The sequence below is a fragment of the Roseateles sp. Mitsp63 genome, assembly GCF_059491535.1.
On the sequence record NZ_CP168509.1, the window covers coordinates 4390788 to 4408611 of the forward strand.

At 66.5% G+C, this 17824-nt stretch carries 14 protein-coding genes; 6 read left to right on the top strand and 8 right to left on the bottom strand.

From position 1 onward, the window contains the following. The first annotated feature begins 132 nt into the window (after positions 1 to 132). From ACEN96_RS19020 to malG, 4 genes are read left to right on the top strand one after another with little or no spacing between them, the layout of a single operon-like run. Entirely contained in the window at positions 133 to 1233 is a 1101-nt protein-coding gene (locus ACEN96_RS19020) for an ABC transporter ATP-binding protein (protein WP_495584636.1), read from the top strand. Continuing rightward, positions 1230 to 2438 (top strand): maltose/maltodextrin ABC transporter substrate-binding protein MalE, encoded by a 1209-nt coding sequence (gene malE / locus ACEN96_RS19025; RefSeq protein ID WP_495584637.1) that lies wholly within the window; start codon positions 1230 to 1232, stop codon positions 2436 to 2438. Before ACEN96_RS19020 ends, malE begins: the two co-directional genes overlap by 4 nt. Beyond that, the gene (malF, locus tag ACEN96_RS19030; RefSeq protein ID WP_495584638.1) at positions 2435 to 4072 is read left to right on the top strand and encodes a maltose ABC transporter permease MalF; all 1638 of its coding nucleotides are present in this window, start codon (positions 2435 to 2437) and stop codon (positions 4070 to 4072) included. The genes malE and malF overlap by 4 nt, the downstream gene beginning before the upstream one ends. Positions 4073 to 4085: 13 nt before the next feature. Then, entirely contained in the window at positions 4086 to 4976 is an 891-nt protein-coding gene (gene malG, locus ACEN96_RS19035; RefSeq protein WP_495584639.1) for a maltose ABC transporter permease MalG, read from the top strand. 15 nt (positions 4977 to 4991) lie between these two features. On the opposite strand, the gene ACEN96_RS19040 is transcribed toward malG, so the two are convergent. Together ACEN96_RS19040 and ACEN96_RS19045 are read right to left on the bottom strand one after the other, a co-directional pair. Further along, entirely contained in the window at positions 4992 to 6254 is a 1263-nt protein-coding gene (locus ACEN96_RS19040) for a type II toxin-antitoxin system HipA family toxin (protein ID WP_495584640.1), read from the bottom strand. Beyond that, positions 6254 to 6676: a helix-turn-helix domain-containing protein gene (locus ACEN96_RS19045; RefSeq protein ID WP_495584641.1), complete on the bottom strand. Its 423-nt coding sequence runs from the start codon at positions 6674 to 6676 to the stop codon at positions 6254 to 6256. The genes ACEN96_RS19040 and ACEN96_RS19045 overlap by 1 nt, the downstream gene beginning before the upstream one ends. 350 nt (positions 6677 to 7026) lie before the next feature. Between ACEN96_RS19045 and ACEN96_RS19050 the strand changes: the two genes are divergently transcribed. Further along, positions 7027 to 7431, top strand: a complete 405-nt coding sequence (locus ACEN96_RS19050; protein WP_495584642.1) for a hypothetical protein — start codon at positions 7027 to 7029, stop codon at positions 7429 to 7431. Positions 7432 to 7500: 69 nt separating this feature from the next. Here ACEN96_RS19050 and ACEN96_RS19055 read toward each other — a convergent pair whose 3' ends face one another. The 6 genes from ACEN96_RS19055 to glk form a co-directional block, all read right to left on the bottom strand. Beyond that, positions 7501 to 8430 carry a hypothetical protein gene (locus ACEN96_RS19055; protein WP_495584643.1) on the bottom strand — a complete coding sequence of 310 codons (930 nt, stop codon included), beginning with the start codon at positions 8428 to 8430 and terminating at the stop codon, positions 7501 to 7503. After that, on the bottom strand, positions 8414 to 9226 hold the full coding sequence (locus tag ACEN96_RS19060) for a hypothetical protein (protein WP_495584644.1): 813 nt from the start codon (positions 9224 to 9226) through the stop codon (positions 8414 to 8416). The genes ACEN96_RS19055 and ACEN96_RS19060 overlap by 17 nt, the downstream gene beginning before the upstream one ends. Before the next feature lie 171 nt (positions 9227 to 9397). Continuing rightward, a complete protein-coding gene (locus ACEN96_RS19065) occupies positions 9398 to 10639 on the bottom strand; it encodes a type II toxin-antitoxin system HipA family toxin (RefSeq protein WP_495584645.1) in 1242 nt (413 codons plus the stop codon). Further along, a complete protein-coding gene (locus tag ACEN96_RS19070) occupies positions 10636 to 11010 on the bottom strand; it encodes a helix-turn-helix domain-containing protein (protein ID WP_495584646.1) in 375 nt (124 codons plus the stop codon). Before ACEN96_RS19070 ends, ACEN96_RS19065 begins: the two co-directional genes overlap by 4 nt. A gap of 136 nt (positions 11011 to 11146) precedes the next feature. Next, a complete protein-coding gene (locus tag ACEN96_RS19075) occupies positions 11147 to 13939 on the bottom strand; it encodes a TonB-dependent receptor (protein ID WP_495584647.1) in 2793 nt (930 codons plus the stop codon). A 343-nt stretch (positions 13940 to 14282) separates the two neighbouring features. Continuing rightward, positions 14283 to 15299 (bottom strand): glucokinase, encoded by a 1017-nt coding sequence (glk, locus tag ACEN96_RS19080; RefSeq protein WP_495584648.1) that lies wholly within the window; start codon positions 15297 to 15299, stop codon positions 14283 to 14285. Between the two features lie 545 nt (positions 15300 to 15844). Here glk and ACEN96_RS19085 point away from each other — a divergent pair. Next, positions 15845 to 17737 (top strand): glucokinase, encoded by a 1893-nt coding sequence (locus ACEN96_RS19085; RefSeq protein WP_495584649.1) that lies wholly within the window; start codon positions 15845 to 15847, stop codon positions 17735 to 17737. Positions 17738 to 17824: the final 87 nt, after the last annotated feature.

Genomic DNA, 17824 nt, shown 5'->3' on the forward strand with positions numbered 1-17824 from the left:
ACCAGACATGTATATTCTCTACAAACATCGCTGGATGACGCGCCGCTGCCACGCGGACGCGGCCCGGCGATGGATCGACACCAACGAGCGAGACAGGCGGCGCCCTCCCCGGGCGCGCGCGGAGGTATCCAAGTGGCGGACGTGAAGCTGCACAGCGTGGTCAAGGCCTATGGCGAGACCAAGATCCTGCATGGCATCGACCTGGAGATCCGGGACGGCGAGTTCATGGTCTTCGTCGGCCCGTCGGGCTGCGGCAAGTCGACGCTGCTGCGCACGATCGCGGGGCTGGAGGACATCACCGGCGGCGAGATGCGCATCGGGGGGCGGCTGGTCAACGACGTGCCGCCGTCCGAGCGCGGCATCGCGATGGTGTTCCAGAGCTACGCGCTGTATCCCCACATGAACCTGTACGACAACATGGCGTTCGGGTTGAAGCTGGCCAAGGTGCCCAAGGACGAGATCGAGCGCGCGGTGCGCTACGCCGCGCGCATCCTGCACATCGAGCACCTGCTCGAGCGCAAGCCCAAGGACCTGTCGGGCGGCCAGCGCCAGCGCGTGGCCATCGGCCGCGCGATCGTGCGCAAGCCCGAGGTGTTCCTGTTCGACGAGCCGCTGTCCAACCTCGATGCCGCGCTGCGCGTGCGCATGCGCTACGAGTTCGCGAAGCTGCACGAGGACCTCAAGACGACCATGGTCTACGTCACCCATGACCAGGTCGAGGCGATGACGCTGGCCGACCGCATCGTGGTGCTGAGCGCCGGGAAGATCGAGCAGGTCGGCACGCCGCTGGAGCTGTACGAGCATCCGGACAACCTCTTCGTCGCGGGCTTCATCGGCAGCCCGAAGATGAACTTCATCGAGGCCGAGGTCGTCGGCGCCGCGGCCGATCACGCGGTGCTGCGGCTGAGCGACGGCGCGATCATCCGCGCCCACGTCGATGCGTCGCGCGCCAAGGCCGGCGACCCGGTGACGCTGGGCCTGCGGCCCGAGCACTTCGAGGTCGGCGGCGATGCCAACCTGATCTCGAGCACGGTGACCTTCGTCGAATCGCTGGGCGGCGTCACGCATGCGTACTGCGCCTATCCCGGCGTCGAGGACGCGCTGACCTGCGAGTTCGACGGCCGCAAGCGCGTGCGCTCCGGCGACACGCTGCAGCTGCACCTGCCGCCGGACCTCTGCTACCTCTTCGACGCGCAGGGCCTGGCGTTCCAGCGGCTCGAGGCCGCGGCATGACGGCGCCGGCGACGCGCATGAAGCTGGCCGCCGCGGCGCTCGCGGCGCTCGCGCTGCTGGGGGGCTGCGAGCAGGCCGCCGCGCAGGCCGCTCCGAAGCTGCTGGTCTGGATCAACGGCGACAAGGCCTACAACGGGCTGCAGAAGGTGGGCGACGCGTTCGAGCGCGAGTCCGGCGTGAAGGTCGTCGTCGAGCATCCGGTCGACGCGCCCGAGAAGTACACGCAGGCGGCCGGCGCCGGCAAGGGACCGGATGTCTTCTGCTGGCCGCACGACCGCGTCGGGGAATGGGCCAAGGCCGGCCTGCTGACGCCGGTGCAGCCGCGCAAGGCGCTGTTCGACGAGGTCGAGGGCACCGCCTGGCAGGCCTTCCGCTACCAGGGCCGCTACTGGGGCTACCCGATCGCGATCGAGACCACCGGCCTGATCTACAACAAGGCGCTGGTGGGCAAGCCGCCCGCGACCTGGGAGGAGGTCATCGCGCTCGACAAGGACCTCCGCAAGCGCGGGAAGCACGCGATCCTGTGGGACTACAACAAGAGCTTCTTCAGCTGGCCGATGTTCGCGGGCGCCGGCGGCGTGATCTTCGGCCGTGACGCGCAGGGCGATTTCGACGCGCGCCAGGTCAGCGTCAACAACGAGGGCGCGCAGGCCGCCGGACGGATGCTCGGGCGCCTGATCCAGGACGGCGTGATGCCGCGCGGCGCGCGCTACGCCGAGATGGAATCGAGCTTCGCGCGCGGCGAGATCGCGATGATGATCTCCGGCCCCTGGGCCTGGGACAACGCGCGCAAGGCGGGCATCGAGATCGGCGTCGCGCCGATCCCGGCGGTGATCGCGGGCAAGCCGTCCAAGCCCTTCGTCGGGGTGCTGGGCTGCATGATCTCGGCGCCGTCGAAGAACAAGGACCTCGCGCGCGAGTTCATCGAGCGCCACCTGATGCGGCCCGAGGCGCTGCGGGTGCTCGATGCCGACGTGCCGATCGGCGTGCCGGCCAACAAGGCCTTCTACCAGGCGCTGTCGGTGAATCCGCTGATCCGCGCCAGCATGGAGAACGCCCGCGCCGGCGAGGCCATCCCCAACATCCCCGAGGTGGGCCGCTTCTGGACCGCGATGGACGCGGCGCTCGAGGCGATCACCAACGGCCTGCAAAGCCCCAAGGACGCGCTGGATGGCGCCTCCGGCCGGATGCTGCTGAAGCAATGAACGCCACGACCGCATCGACCTCGGCGCTCGCCGCCACCTTGTCCGGATCGCCGCTGGCGCAGGCCTACACCCGCCAGCCGCCCGGCGCGCTGGATCGCCTGGGCAAGGCGCTGTACTGGCCGGCCATCGCGGTCATCGCGCTGGCGGCGCTGTACCTCGTCTTCATGCTGTACGCGGCCGGGCTGACCGCCTGGGCGCTCGGCGCGCTGCTGCTGGCGGGCGCGGGCTTCGCGGTCTACCTGTCGAAGGCGGGCTTCGCGTATCGCTACCTGTTCCCCGGCGTCGCCGGGATGCTGCTGTTCATCGCGTTTCCGCTCGCGTTCACGACGCAGATCGGCTTCACCAACTACTCGTCGGCCCACCTGCTGAGCCAGGAGCGCGTGCGCGAATTCCTGCTCGACCAGCACGACACCGTGCTCGACGAGGTGCGCGACTACAGCGTGCATGGCGTGGGCAAGGACTTCCGCCTGGTGCTGCGCGACCCCGCGAGCGGCGCCGCGCAGTTCGTGTCGCCGCCGCTGGCGCTGCGCCAGGGCGACCGGCCGCTCGATGTCGCGATGCAGGCGGCCGGTCCGGCCGACGCGACGCTGGGCACGGCGCTGACGCTCAAGGAGCTGGTCGCGCATCGCCACGCGCTGGCGCAGTTGCGCCTGCGGCTGCCGGCATCGGCGGGCGGCGCGGCGGCGCTGCGCTACCTGGGCCTGCGCGAGTTCGGTCCGATCCGGCCGCACTTCGAGGAGCAGCCCGATGGCGCGCTCAAGCGCGTCGCCGATGGCGCCCTGTTCCGTCCCGACGCCGCCACCGGCTACTACGAGGGCCAGGGCGCGGCGGCGGGCACGCACCTGGCGCCGGGCTACAAGGTGATGGTTGGCGCGCAGAACTACCGGCGCATGCTGTTCGACGCGGAGTTCCGCGGCCCCTTCCTGTCGATCTTCGGCTGGACGGTGGCGTTCTCGCTGCTGACGGTGATCTTCGCCACGGCGATCGGGATGATGCTGGCGGTGCTGCTGAACTGGGAGGACCTGCGCTATCGCACGGCCTACCGCACGCTGCTGTTCCTGCCCTACGCGGTGCCGGGCTTCATCTCGATCCTCGTGTTCAAGGGCCTGTTCAATCAGAACTTCGGCGAGATCAACGCGATCCTGGACGCGCTCTTCGGCGTGCGGCCGGCGTGGTTCGCGGACCCGGGGCTGGCGCGGACGATGCTGCTGATCGTCAACGTGTGGCTGGGCTATCCGTACATCATGATCCTGTGCACGGGGCTGCTGAAGGCGATTCCATCGGACCTGTACGAGGCCTCGGCGCTGGCGGGCGCGGGACCGCTGACCAACTTCTTCCGGATCACGGCGCCGCTGATCATCAAGCCGCTGTCGCCGCTGCTGGTGTCGGCCTTCGCGTTCAACTTCAACAACTTCGTGCTGATCGCGCTGCTGACCGATGGGCGGCCGGACTACCTGTCGACCAAGATCCCGGCGGGCCAGACCGACATCCTGGTGAGCTACACCTATCGCATCGCGTTCCGCGACTCGGGCACGGACTTCGGCCTGGCCGCGGCGATCTCGACGCTGATCTTCATTCTGGTGGCGGCGATGTCGCTGCTGAACCTGCGCCTGATGCGCAAGGCCAACTCATAAGGACGCCCGGACCATGGCCATCGTTCGAGGCAAGCAGGCGCGCTGGCGCGTCGCGGCGGCGCACGCGCTGCTGTGGGTCTTCCTGGCGGTCACGCTGTTCCCGCTGCTGGCGGTGGTGTCGATCTCGCTGCGGCCGGGCAACTTCGCCACGGGCAGCCTGATCCCCACGGCGATCAGCCTGGAGCACTGGCAGCTGGCGCTGGGCATCCCGTACCAGGCGGCCGACGGCTCGCTGGTGCAGCCGCCGTTCCCGGTGCTGACCTGGCTGTGGAACTCGATCAAGGTGGCGACGATCTCGGCGCTGCTGATCGTGGGCATCTCGACGACGGCGGCCTACGGCTTCGCGCGGCTGCGTTTCCCGTTCAAGGGCGGGATCCTGAACAGCATGCTGCTGCTGCAGATGTTCCCGCCGGTGCTGGCGCTGGTGGCGATCTACGCGATCTTCGAGACCATCGGCAGCTTCGTGCCGTGGCTGGGCATCGAGACGCACGCGGGGGTGATCGTGGCCTACCTGGGCGGCGTGGCGACGCACATCTGGACCATCAAGGGCTACTTCGAGACGATCCCGGTGGAGATCGAGGAGAACGCGAAGGTGGATGGCGCGTCGCACTGGCAGGCGTTCCGGCTGGTGCTGCTGCCGATGGCGGTGCCGATCCTGATGGTGGTGTTCGTGCTGGCCTTCATCGGCTGCATCATCGAGTACCCGGTGGCCTCGGTGCTGCTGCGCGAAGAGGCCAACCTGACGCTGGCGGTGGGCTCGAAGTACTACCTGCACGACCAGCGTTTCCTGTGGGGCGACTTCGCGGCGGCAGCGGTACTGTCGGGACTGCCGATCACGGCGGTGTTCCTGCTGGCCCAGCGCTGGATCGTGTCGGGGCTGACGGCGGGCGGAGTGAAGGGCTGAGGCGAGCTGACGCGATCAAGCAGCGCGGCCCCGGTACTTCGCGTGCGCCGAGAACGCGGGTTCGGTGATCTCGATATCCGCGGCAGCGATCCGCGCGCGACGGGCCTGCATCCGCCAGCCATCCACCGCGATGGCGACCTCTTCAACGACCGCCTGCGCGCGCACCTCGGTCAGCCCATAGAAGGCGGCCGAGGCCAGCACGGTATTTAGATCCGGCCTGTTGTCGCTGTCGTCGATGTTGAGCACGTGCTCCGCCTTGTCGACATTTGGGTTGACGTCGAACGCAGGCGCGAGGCGCCAACCGAGCTTGTCCAAGACAAAGCCATGGTTGCGCAAGTGATCGTCACGATTGCCAATGGCGACGTTGAACGCCACTCGCCGGAAGAGCTGTTCGAGATCACTCTTCACATGAACTCCTGCCCCACGCTCTCGGATGAACTGGGCCAACTCCAGGTAACTCGTCCCCTCGCTCTGCTCCTTTCCCAGAAGCGTCATCGCGGAAGCATAGAAGCGCCGCTTGCCGTGGACTCGATCGAAGCGCTGCACGCAAAACGTGTGGAACTCGCTGTTCAGCCGGACGACCCGTGCCGAAGGAACTTCGATCCCCGCCTTCATCGCAAGCGCGTGCGCCACATGCTCCCAGGCACCGACGTCCCGATCGTCGTCGCGCGCGGGGAACTTGCCGATCCATAGCGCGCCATCCGTGTCCGAAAAATTGGCCTTGGGCCTTGCGCCACCCAGCGAAGCGCCGGGCGCGACCAGCACCACCAGCCATCGGCGCAGCGCATCGAGGTTGTCCAGGCGCCGGCTCGTGAGGGCCATCGCCACGGATTCCAGTTCACGCAAGGTGGTCACAGGCGGCGCGGCAAGACCTTCGTTGCCGAGGAAGTCCCGCGCACCGGCGCGGCGGAATCGCAACGCGCCTTGTCGCGTCAAGTCCTGGACTCCGATCAGGAAGTCCCATGCATAAAGGGTCCTCACGGGACGCTTCTCGTCCTTGGCTTGAAGCGCCTCCCGGCGCTTCATGAGCGTCTGGCCCCATCGATCCGGCGACGAGTCCAGGAAGATTCCGAAGTTGCCCCATTCGGGCTTCGGAAAGAAGGGGTGCGCGTCCAGCGAGAGATCCGGATCCAACGCAAACGCTCGAGGGTCTTCCAGCCAGGCGCGCTCATAGCGAAAACGCACTTGACCGCGATCGTGGGTCAGCATGCCCACCAGCGTCGCCGGGCCGAGATCGCAGTCCAGCCAGACTTCCAATGCCTCGTTCCGATCGGCCATCACCCCTGCTCCTCAGACGAGCCGGAGGGGATGGGGGATTTGGTGGCGGCTCGCTTCTGGGGTGCTCCGGCGGCGGGTTCGAGTGCCAGGTCTTGCAGACGTCGACCCACGCGGTCGTCCGCGGCGACAGCGTCGAGATCATTGGCAAGACCCAATGCCGCCAAGACGCGCAGATAAGTGCCCATCGTGACGCCTGCGTCGCCGACCTCGACCTTGTAGAGCGTGGTGCGCGAAATGCCCGCTCGCCCGGCCACTGCGACGCTGCTCAGTTGCCGACGCAATCGAGCCAGGCGGATGCGCTCGCCCAACTGGGCAAGCATGCGCTGCTCTTGAGGAAACACGACGGGCGGTTTGCTAGGCATGTTCATCATTCTAGGCAATTTAGCCGGTATTTGTCCAGAATGATGAACATTCGTCTTCATCTAGAGGCGTGGCTCCTTGCCCGCACCGAGCCGCTCGTTGATCGCTCTGGTTGAAAACCGCAATTTGACGACCTCCGAGACGCGATCCTGACGAGACCGTCCGCGTTCTACGACGGGCTCGCGGAGTCAAAGGCACCCCGGGTGTGATTCAAGCGCCGCTTAGGAGGCGGTGCTTTCCCGAATTTCCTCGCGAGCCTGTTGAACGAAAAAATGAGGGATTTTCACCGTGACCGGAATTTTTCAACTGGGCCTAAAGTCAGTTCGACTATGTTGCGCGCTTCAAGGAAAGCGCATTTCCACGCAGCGAGCCCGATCTCGTCGCTATTTGAGGAAATTGATATTTCTCAGCCATGATAAAACTCCTTGCACTGTCGCTTCTTGCGGCCTTTGGATTCTGTTCGAACGTTTCTTGCGGAGCAGCGCCGTCTTCAGCGATCTTCGTTGACGTGGAGCAGGAGTTCCAGGGAGATAATCTGAAGCACGTCAAGGACACTATTGACAGCACGAACTTGAGTTGCGAGCCCGATCAGCAAGCTCGATTTATTCTTACCGAACTGAATGTCTCCGATTCGAATGGCGGAGCCACCCGCCGAACTGCGATCCTGGCCGCGTCTCTTGTTGAATTTGGCGTTAAGCCAGAGCAGATCGTGCAAAGGAGTACGACAAGTCTCGAGGCGACGCCAAATTCCACCTTTGCCAGCGGCGCCGTCACGGTTCTAGCCGTCTGCGTGAAGGTGCAATCGCCGACTGAGTAATGTGGCGGAACGCAACCCGGCCGGCTCACGCCGGAACAGAGCTGCGCCGCTCACCTTCAGGAGCTCAGTTCAAACCTGAACGCTGATCGTTGGCTGGATCTGCAGCGGCAAGACCCAACCGGGCGACAGAGCGTCCCCACCCGGGGAAACCATCGCGGCCATTGTCTCCGTCATCTCTCCCACCGAACGCCTGAACCGTTGACGCGTGGAAACGGAGGCGCCGCTCGCATCGAAGTAATGCGTGTCGATGTAGCTGCGGGGTTGACCTCCCTGGGATTTGATGAGATCCGAGATTCGATCCTGGCGGGACCATCCGTGTTCCACGGCAGGCCATTGCCACGGAGCCAAAGGCACCGGAGGCCTCGTGAAGGCGCCAACCGCCAACCCCGGCAGATCCACGTCAAACCCGCCACGATTGATCGCGTCCACGGTGGACAAGCCGAACTTGATCTCGAAGGGGTTCTGGATGGCGGGCGGGCCGCTCACCGGTGGCTTGGCTGCGCCGGGTTCGCCGGGTTTCCTTGCACCGAAGATCGCGGCCGCGTCGTAACTCTGGTTGTCGCGGCGATAGACCCAGAGTCCATTGAACTTTCCAGGGCCACTGAATCTCGGCCAGAACTCCTCGCTACTCGGGCCGTCATGGTGTTTGATATAGAGATACTCCTCCAACGACAGCCGGTGCCGGGGAATTCGGGACGTGGGATCGTGGTAACGCTGCTCAAATCTATGCAGATCGTGGAACATCGCGACGATCTGATTTCCAATCGACATCCTATTCGGACCAAGTCTCCTTTGGTGCCGTTCTTTCCACGGCGTCGGCTTGTACTGAAAGAGGCCATCGGCATTGTTCCCCCCTCCCGATTCCACTGCGCCAAGCTTTGACTCGATGTACGCGAATTTCACGGCCGCATCGATCAGATGCTGCTTTATCCCCTTGCTGCGTCCGTAGGCGACTATCTGTTCAGCCACTGCGCGCTGCCGTTTACTGATGGGTCCCATGTCGCTTGCACTCCTTCAAAGAGAAACGTGTGGTAATCCAGCGATTCAGAGCCGCCAGCTCCGCATCGCCCAACAACTTCCAGAGACCTGGAAGATCCTTGTGAAGGTGGGCACAAGCCCGCTCTCCCAGTGCAGCATGAGCAGACGCGAAATAGTCTTCCGCTGCGTGATGAGAAAGCAGCCGCTTGCGCTTGGCCTCCAGAATCTCCGCCACCCGCGGCGCAATGAGGTCCCCCTTGACCGGTTCGAAACGGATCGGTGACCGGTCGACATTCAATTCGAACTGCATGGGTACCTCGACGAGCCAAGAGATACCAGGGACGTCTTGACGAACCAGCACCGTCCCGATCAGCCGCCCGTCCCGAGCCACGTACGGCACCATGTTCTCTTCGCCGCCGTCCAGTTGATCGAACTCGCCGGTGCCGTCACGGAGCGCAATGAGCGTTTCATATCGCCCTCCGCCCCCGGGCGTTCCGCACAACAACACGACGGAGACCTGATGCCCCGACCTGGCCCTCACCTGCACGACCTGCGGCGTGAATTCCCAGCAGCCCACCACCAGGCCGACTTCCGCGAACAGCAACTCGGTGCCATCCGGGCGATGCGCCATCAACGACGAAGACCAGCCTTCCATCCTCTCGTCGTCGTCAGCATCGCTGCGCAGGACATAGGTCCCCTGCGCCGTCGTGATGCGTTGCTCGCGGTACTGCGCCGACACCGGCGTCATGCTTACGCCACCCAACAGCGCCACGGCGACAACCCCCACCCGGCGCAACGCGCACAGCGACAACAGCAACCCCACGACAAGCTCCAACGTCGACTTGAAGAAGGCGCGTCAGTCCACCGCTTTCAGAGGCGAGTTCCTGGGCCTTGATTCCTTCACTCGCATCGGATCGGACCCGGCCTCAACGCAAACAGCCCCGCCCGGCTCACGCCGGACGGGACTGCGTCATTCGGGTCACCCGATTCAGCTTCGCCGCTTCACGCGCTGCGACGCCAGACCCGGTCGATCGATCTGCTCGGCGAGCAGATCGATATCCCTGGACGACACACCGGCTTGTTGGAAGTGCGCCTTCCAGCCGTTGACGACTTCAGCGACGCGCACGACTTCTTCCGCTGCCTGCTTGTCGTTCATCCCGAAGAGATGAGCTTCGGACATGGCGTTGTCGATCGTCGAATCGTGACCCTCCGCGCCGACCCGCAGCTGCTGATATCCCAGCGCCTGTCCGGACGGCAGCACGTCGAACGCGGGTGACAAGGACAGCTCCCCGCGCTGCGTGACCAGCAGCACATGGTTCTTCTCATGGTCATCGGTGTTGTCGATCAGGATGTTGAACACCATCCGCCGGAACAGCTCGCGCATCTCCATCTGCGACCGATCGCCTTCAATGACGCCTCGACGCCGCAGCAACTGCGACAGCTCCGGATAGCCGAGCCCCGCCTTCATCGCCTTGAGCGCGACATTCGCCGACATGCCATGCACGCGCCGGCTTCCCACCCGGTCGAACCGCCGCACCGCGACGGCATGACCTTGCGGCAGCGTCAATGCACGGGTCTCCGCGACCCGGATGCCGGCACGCGCGCACAGCGTCATCGTCGCGTGCTCGACCAGCGGCATGTCGAAGTCCTCGCCAGGCTCCGAGAACTTGACGACCCACTGCTCGCCTTCAATCGTGATCAACCCCTTCGGACGCGCGCCACCGAACGTGACGCCCGGAGCGATCAGGCGCCGCCCCGCGTCGTCCACCGGCTCGCCCGCGAGGATGCGCCGCACCAGCTCGTCCATCGATGCGACGTCCGCAAGATGGGGGAGCGGCCCCAGGCGGCGAGGCTCGTAGACCTCGGGCGAGGTCGATACGCCGAGCGCGCCAAAGCGCTCGTGTCCAGCGAAGTACAGGTAGTCCAGCACCGCCAGGCGCTTGGGCTTGTCCAGGAAACGGATCACCCGCTCGCCCCATCGATCGGGTCTCGCGTCATCGACCGCGCCGGCGGCCGTCTCCTTTTCCGCAGGGAACTTCTCCCCGGGATCAAGCGGCAGATCCTCGCTCAAGGCAAAGCCCTTCGACAGCCAGTCCCGCCCATAGGTCAGGGAGACACCTTTCAGCGCCCGCGCGATGCGCAGCTCCCCAATCAGCATCGGCGCCGCCGGATCGCTCAGCCACCATAGCCACAGCGCTTCGGACGGCTCATAGCCCCGTTCCCTGGTCATGCGTCACCTCCCCGATCCTTGCCCGCGGCGAGCCGCTCATCGATCGTCGTGCGCTTGCGCACGGCACGCTGCTTCGCGACCCGCACGGCCTGCTCGAGCGCGCCGCGATCATGCTCGGGCGCGGCGAGGTCCGGCAGCGCCGAGTCCCGTCCCATGAGCCACAGCGCCGTCGCGTAGACGGCCATGGAGACGGTTGGATCGCCCTTCTCCATCCGCATCAGGGTGGGCTCGGAGACACCGATCCGCTTCGCCCAGGACTTCAGCGGCTCCTGCCGCCGCTTCCTGGCAAGCGACAGGTTCTCGCCCAGTTCCCGCAGGTGGGCGAGAACCGCGATGGGCATCTGGTCGGCGGCGGCACTGCGTCTTGGCATGACATATATATTAGTACATCGCAGAATTTGCCAACATATATCTCATCTCAAGAGATCCTCGGCCCAACGCAAACAGCCCCGCCCGGCTCACGCCGGACGGGGCTGCGTCATTCAGGCTCGCAGGCTGAGCCGGCGATCAGAACTTGTAGGTCGCGCCCAGCAGGAAGGTGCGGCCCCACTTGATGTACTCCAGCGGACGGTCCTTGCTCTGCGCGTAGGTGCGATACGCCTCGTCGGTCAGGTTGTTGACCTGCGCCAGCAGCCCCAGCCCCTTCAGCGGACCATCGTTGAACGTGTAGCCGATCTGCGCATCCACGATGCTCTCGCCCACCACGTAGCGCAGCGTGCGCGAACCGTTGAAGTTGCCGATCTCGCCGATGAAGTCCGAACGCTTGCGCTGGCTGATCCGGAACTCGAAACCATTGGCCTCGTAGTACGCGGTCAGGTTGTACACATGCTTGGACAGGCCCGGCAGCGAGATCGGTCCGCTGCCCACGCTGCTCGCGCTGTCCGGATCCTTGATCGAGATGTTGCTGTCGTTGAAGGTCGCGCTGGCCGTGATGCCGAAACCGTTCAGCGACGAGCTGATCAGGTTCAGCGGCAGCGACGCCGTCAGCTCCAGCCCCTTGAGTTGGCCTCCCTGGCCGTTGTAGGGGGCGGTGAAGTCACCCGTCATCAGCGCCGGCGGCTGGCCCGGCTGCGGCTTGTAATCGACCACGAAGCGCGAGAAGTCGTAGCCATCCACCGTCTGCTTGTAGATGTAGCTGCGCAGGTCCTTGTAGTACGCGGCCGCGGCCACGTAGGCCTTGTTGCCGAAGTACTTCTCCCAGGACAGGTCGACCGCGTTGGCACGCCACGGATTCAGCGTCGGGTTGCCGCCCGTGGCGCCCGGCCTGCCCGTCGTGCCGTTGACGCCGAACTCCAGGCCCGCGTTCATCTGCTCCACGCGCGGACGCGCCATCTGCTTGGCCAGCGCGAAGCGCACCGTCTGATCGCCCGGCAGGTTCCAGGACAGGTTCAGCGACGGCAGGTAATCCGTGTAGGTCTTGCCGCCCTCGATCGGCTTGATGCCGCCCGTGCCGCCATTGAGCGTCGAGTCCCAGTAGTTGGACTGCGAGGACTGGTCCGTGTGCACCACCTGCAGGCCGACGTTGCCGCGCATCGGGATGCCGAAGGTGGTCGCGTCCAGGTTGCCCTTCAGGTAGACCGTCGTCGCCTTCTCCTTGACCTGCCAGGCCTTGGGGATCAGGTAGCTGGCCGATTCCCCCGGCACGAAGGTCATGTAGCGGCCGACCGCGCCCGGCACGTTCCAGGCCGGGATCAGGCCCAGGCCCGCGAAGCTCAGGTCCACCGGGCTGTACTGCAGGTCCGAGGCGATCGGCGTCGCGCCTTGCGCGCCGACATTGATGTTGCCTTCCGGCTGGCGCTTCTTCTTGGAACGGTCCGCGTAGTTCAGCCCCGCCTCGAAATCGGAGAACAGCCCCGACGCGAAGGCCGGCGCCGGCAGGTTGGCCACCAGCTTGAAGCCCGTCAGCTCATCCTTGACGCTGGGCACCTTGCCGTAGCCCGAGCCGTAGATCGTGTCCTGCAGGTACAGCAGCGCCGGGTCCGAGTACTTCTGCGTCGGCACGATCTGCGAGAAGTCGCCCGTCTTGAACGCCAGCGCCACGTTGTCCAGCGGCCAGTTGGTCGCGGAGGCCCGGGCCAGCTGGGTGTTGTTCTCCAGGCTCAGCTCGTTGCGGGTGGCGCGCGAGTAGTTCACGTCCGCCGTCAGCGACAGGCCGCTCTCGAAGCGCAGCTTGTTGTTCCAGCCCGCGGCGACGATCTTGTCGTCGCGCTTGTTGTACATGCCGCGGATCAGCGGATACGCGTTCAGCAGCGTGCCGCCGGTCTGCGTGCCGTTCTCGTTGATGACCGGGTTCGACCAGTTCAGCCCCGCCGGCGCGTTGTTGCCGTTCCAGCCCAGGTTCATCTCGAACTGGTTGGCGGTGTCCACCTGCTTGGCCTTGGTCCAGAAGCCGTCGACGACGCTGGTCCAGTTCTTGGTCGGACGGAACTCGACCGTGCCCATCAGCGCGTCACGCTCGGTCTTGCCGGTGCGGCGCAGCGCCTTGATGCCGCCCGAGTTGTAGGTGCCCGCCGGCAGCCCGGTGCGGCCGGTCTGGTCCCACGGCTCGTAGAAGCCGACCTGCTCTTCCTGCACCGGCGTCTGCTGGTGCGCGTAACCCAGCGACACGCCGATGGTGCGATCGGCGAATTGGTCGATGTAGCTGGCGCTGAGCCGGTTGCCGTTGGCGCTGGCGTTGGCCGCCTTGCCCAGCGAGTTGTGCTGGCCGCGCGCGTTCAGCGTGACCACGCGGCTGCTGAAGTTCAGCGGACGGACCGTCTGCATGTCGATCGTGCCCGACAGGCCCTGGCCCACCAGGCCGGCATCCGGCGTCTTGTAGATCACCACGCCGCTGAGCAACTCGGACGGGTACTGGTCGAACTCGACGCTGCGGTTGTCGCCGGTGGAGACCAGCTCGCGGCCGTTGAGCAGCGTGGTGGCGAAGTCGGGCGACAGGCCGCGCACCGAGATCACCTGCGCGCGTCCCGCCACGCGCTGGGCCGACAGGCCGGGCAGGCGGGCGATCGACTCGGCGATCGACACGTCGGGCAGCTTGCCGATGTCCTCGGCCGACACGGCCTCGACGATCAGGTCGGAGTTTTTCTTCACCGAGATCGCGGCCTCGATGCCGCGGCGGATGCCGGTGACGGTCACCGTCTCCAGCGTCTTGTCGGCGGCGGCCTTGGCCGCGGCTTCCTTGTCGGCTTCGGTCTGGGCTTGCTGCGCGTGCGCGGCGCCGGCCATCAGGGCCAGCGTCACCAGGCAGCCGGCCGCGACCGGTTGCACGCGGAACAGCTCGCGCGAGGCGTGCGATGTCTTCATTTGTCTGTCTCCTGTAGCTCTTGCTGCTCTCGAACGCCATCCGGCGCCCGTCTCTGGCTCGCCCTGCGGGGCACTGCGACCTGAAGGTTCACGTTGCAGGGACCACGGAACCCAACGTTCGAAAAGAATTCTGTACTAAAACTAGATGACGAACCAAGCTCTCGCAAACCCTGGAAGTCCGGTTAGACCCGCTTCATGGCGGAAAAACGACGTCACAGATTCGGGTTTTCACCAATAAAACAGCAAGTTAGGGGGCAGAAAAGCAAAACGGCGGCCACTGGGGCCGCCGTTATGAAAGGGTGATGTAGCTCGACTACAGATTGATTTCCATCCGACTACGTACTCATCGTACGGACTGCTCCAGCGCGAACGCCGCACCCGCGAGCGCGGTCAGCGTGTCGGTGATCAGGACGCAAGGCACCGCGCCCAGGTAGGACGCGAAGCGGCCCTTGGCCTCGAAGCGGGCGCGGAAGGGCGACTCGAAGAAACGGTCACCCAGCCGCGGCACGATGCCGCCGCCGATGTAGACCGTGGTCGCCCCCAGCGCCAACGCGACGCTGCCGGCAAAGCTGCCGAGGAAGGCACAGAACTGCTCCACCGTCTTGGCGCAGATCGCATCGCCGGCCTGGGCGCGCTCGAGGATCTGCTCCGCCGTCAGGCGCTGGGCCGACGGTTGCCCCTCGACCGTCGCGACGGCCGCATGCAGCGTCGGCAGGCCGATGCCGGACAGGAAGCGCTCGGCCGAGACATGCGGAAACTCCCGGCGCGCGACGGCCAGCAGCTCGCTTTCGTAATCATTGGTGGCCGCCAGCGTCATGTGGCCGCCCTCGCCCGGCAAGGCGACCCAGCCGCCGGAGGTCTCGATCACGCCGCCGACGCCGAGCCCCGTGCCCGGACCGATGACGGCCAGCGTGCCATGCGGCTTGCCGGCGAGCGCCGGACCGGGCACGGCGGCCGTCTGCCCGGCGGTCAGGCCAGGCAGCGACAGCGCGAGCGCTTCGAAGTCGTTCAGCAGCCGCAGTTCGTCCACGCCCAGGTCGGCCTGCAGCTTGCTGCGCGAGAAGGTCCAGTGGCTGTTGGTCAGTTCGATGCGATCACTCTTGATCGCCGTGGCCAGCGCCAGCGAGGCGCGGCGAGGACGGGCCGCGAGACCCAGCCCCGCGAGTTCTTCCAGATAGGCCTCGGCCGCGGCATGCAGCGATTCGTAGCGAGGCACCGGCAGCTTGCGCACATGCTCCACCGGCCGGCCGGGGCCATCGACCCAGCCGAAGCGGGCATTGCTGCCGCCGATATCCGCGACCAGCCACGGATAGCCCGCACCGCCTTGATGGCCGGCCGTGTCGGTCCGGCTGATGGTCACACCTGGTTCTGTTTGCACTGTTCTTGCCCTGCTTGATCGGCGCCGGATCGGCGTAGCCGAGCAAGGTAGCAAAACTACATCGATTGTGCAAGAGAAGAGACCCAAAGGCGGCGTACACGGTGGCATCTCCGGGTGGGAATCGGATGCGCAAGCTCAATCAACTCGTTGCCGCCATTGAGGTTTTTCACCGGCAGCGCGCGGGGACGGACAATGTAGTCACACTACAGCATGAACTGCCCGCCGCTCGTCGAAGTCATTCCCTCTCCCCGTCGGGGAGAGGGAGTTCTTGCCGGCAGAGCTCGCTCGTTCCTACACCCTCGCCCCAGCGGGGAGAGGGAGGGGAGAGGGGGCTCGTGCCACAGCGCTGCTGCCCTTCGAAGCACCCCCTCTCCCCTGCCCTCTCCCCCCTCGCGGGGGGCGAGGGAGTTCTTGCGCGGGGCGCTTCGGATCGCTAGGGCGAACCCTTCCGGCGGCTTTGGAGCGCCGGGACATAATCGCCCTTCCCTCCGCCGCGCGCGTCCGGCCGCGGCCATCCACCCTCTTTCATGCGTGAATTCGACAGTCCCCGGCTGATCGCCGACATCGGCGGCACCTTCGCCCGCTTCGCCCTGGAGACCGCCCCGGGAGAGTTCGAGCACATCGCGCTGCTGCGCTGCTCCGAACACGCCGACTTCCACGCCGCCGTGCGCGCCTACATGGACCGGCTGCCCAAGCAGCTGCAGGTCGCGCACGCGGCGATCGCGATCGCCAACCCGGTCGAGGGCGACCTGGTGCGCATGACCAACTACCACTGGCAGTTCTCGATCGAGGAGGCGCGTCAGCGCCTCGGCCTGGACACGCTGGTGGTGGTCAACGACTTCACCGCGCTGGCGATGGCGCTGCCGCGGCTGCGCGGCGGCGAGATCCGCCAGATCGGCGGCGGCGAGCCGCGCGCCCACAGCGTCATCGGGCTGCTGGGCTCGGGCTCCGGCCTGGGCGTGTCGGGCCTGATCCCGGCCGGCGAGGGCTGGATCTCGCTGGGCTCGGAAGGCGGCCACACCAACTTCGCGCCGCGCGACGAGCGCGAGATCGCCCTGCTGCGCTTCGCCTGGAACGAATACGAGCACGTGTCCTTCGAGCGCCTGCTCTCCGGCCCCGGCCTGGAGCTGATGCATCGCGCGATGGCGGACTATCTGAAGCGCCCCTGCGAGCCGCTGAGCGCGCCCGAGATCACCGCCCGCGCGCTCGAGGCCACCGACCCGGTCTGCGAGGAGACGCTGGAGCTGTTCTGCACGCTGCTGGGCACGGCGGCGGCCAACCTGGCGGTGACGCTGGGCGCGCTGGGCGGCATCTACATCGGCGGCGGCATCGTGCCGCGGCTGGGCGAGTACTTCGACCGCTCGCGCTTCCGCGCCCGCTTCGAGGACAAGGGTCGCTTCTCCAGCTACGTCGCCGCGATCCCGACCTACGTGATCACGGCCGAGCACGCGACCTTCAAGGGCGCCTCGGCGATCCTGGAGGCGCAGATGCGCAGCCTGCAGAGCACCGGCGGCGCGTCGGCGATCGTGGGCCAGATCCGGCGCGCGCGCGACGGCCTGTCGCCGGCCGAGCAGCGCGTGGCGGACCACGTGCTGGCGCATTCGCGCAAGGTGCTGAACGATCCGATCGCGGAGATCGCCAAGGCGGCCCATGTCAGCCAGCCGACGGTGATCCGCTTCTGCCGCTCGCTGGGCTGCGAGGGCCTGTCCGATTTCAAGCTGCGGCTGGCCTCGGGCCTGACCGGCACGGTGCCGGTCAGCCACACGCAGGTGACGCAGGACGACTCGATGGTGGAGCTCGGCGAGAAGGTGCTGGGCAACACCGCGTCGGCGATCCTGCAGGTGCGCAGCCAGCTCAACCGCGACACGATCGACCGCAGCATCGAGCTGCTGCTCAAGGCGCCGCGCATCGAGTTCTTCGCGATCGGCCATTACGGCGTGGTCGCGCAGGATGCGCAGTTCAAGTTCCTGCGCCTGGGCATCGCCTGCAACGCCTATGTCGAGCCGCGGCTGCAGCTGCTGGCGGCGCGCACGCTCAAGGCGGGCGACGTGGCGGTGCTGATCAGCAGCAGCGGCAAGCTGCCCGAGCTGATCGCGGTGGCCGACGCGGCGCACGAGCGCGGCGCCCACGTGGTGGCGATCACCGCGAGCCAGTCGCCGCTGGCCAAGAAGGCCGACGCGGCGCTGATCGTCGATCACGTCGAGGATGTCGCGACGCACCTGCCGATGATCAGCCGCATCCTGCACCTGCTGGTGATCGACATGCTGGCGGTGGGCGTGGCGATGCGGCGCGACAACGCGGCGCCGGTGCTGCGCGCGGCGCAGCCCGGCCTGGACGAGGCAGTCGACAGCGTGCTGGCCGGCGCGCCGGGCGTCACGCTGGCCGCGCCGCTGGCAAAGCTGACGGCGCACAGCCGCTGAACCTCACCGCGGGAGGCGGCGCGACGCTCCGGGGCCGCGGCGGATCCGGCACTCACGGCGCTCGTCCACTTCCGCGCCGGGTGTCGT

Bases quoted from the DNA above. Each gene is read 5' to 3' on its own strand.
- malE (WP_495584637.1), top strand. From the start codon at position 1,230: ATGACGGCGCCGGCGACGCGCATGAAGCTGGCCGCCGCGGCGCTCGCG.
- malF (WP_495584638.1), top strand. From the start codon at position 2,435: ATGAACGCCACGACCGCATCGACCTCGGCGCTCGCCGCCACCTTGTCC.
- malG (WP_495584639.1), top strand. From the start codon at position 4,086: ATGGCCATCGTTCGAGGCAAGCAGGCGCGCTGGCGCGTCGCGGCGGCG.
- ACEN96_RS19040 (WP_495584640.1), bottom strand. From the start codon at position 6,254: ATGGCCGATCGGAACGAGGCATTGGAAGTCTGGCTGGACTGCGATCTC.
- ACEN96_RS19045 (WP_495584641.1), bottom strand. From the start codon at position 6,676: ATGAAGACGAATGTTCATCATTCTGGACAAATACCGGCTAAATTGCCT.
- ACEN96_RS19050 (WP_495584642.1), top strand. From the start codon at position 7,027: ATGATAAAACTCCTTGCACTGTCGCTTCTTGCGGCCTTTGGATTCTGT.
- ACEN96_RS19055 (WP_495584643.1), bottom strand. From the start codon at position 8,430: ATGGGACCCATCAGTAAACGGCAGCGCGCAGTGGCTGAACAGATAGTC.
- ACEN96_RS19065 (WP_495584645.1), bottom strand. From the start codon at position 10,639: ATGACCAGGGAACGGGGCTATGAGCCGTCCGAAGCGCTGTGGCTATGG.
- ACEN96_RS19070 (WP_495584646.1), bottom strand. From the start codon at position 11,010: ATGCCAAGACGCAGTGCCGCCGCCGACCAGATGCCCATCGCGGTTCTC.
- ACEN96_RS19075 (WP_495584647.1), bottom strand. From the start codon at position 13,939: ATGAAGACATCGCACGCCTCGCGCGAGCTGTTCCGCGTGCAACCGGTC.
- ACEN96_RS19085 (WP_495584649.1), top strand. From the start codon at position 15,845: ATGCGTGAATTCGACAGTCCCCGGCTGATCGCCGACATCGGCGGCACC.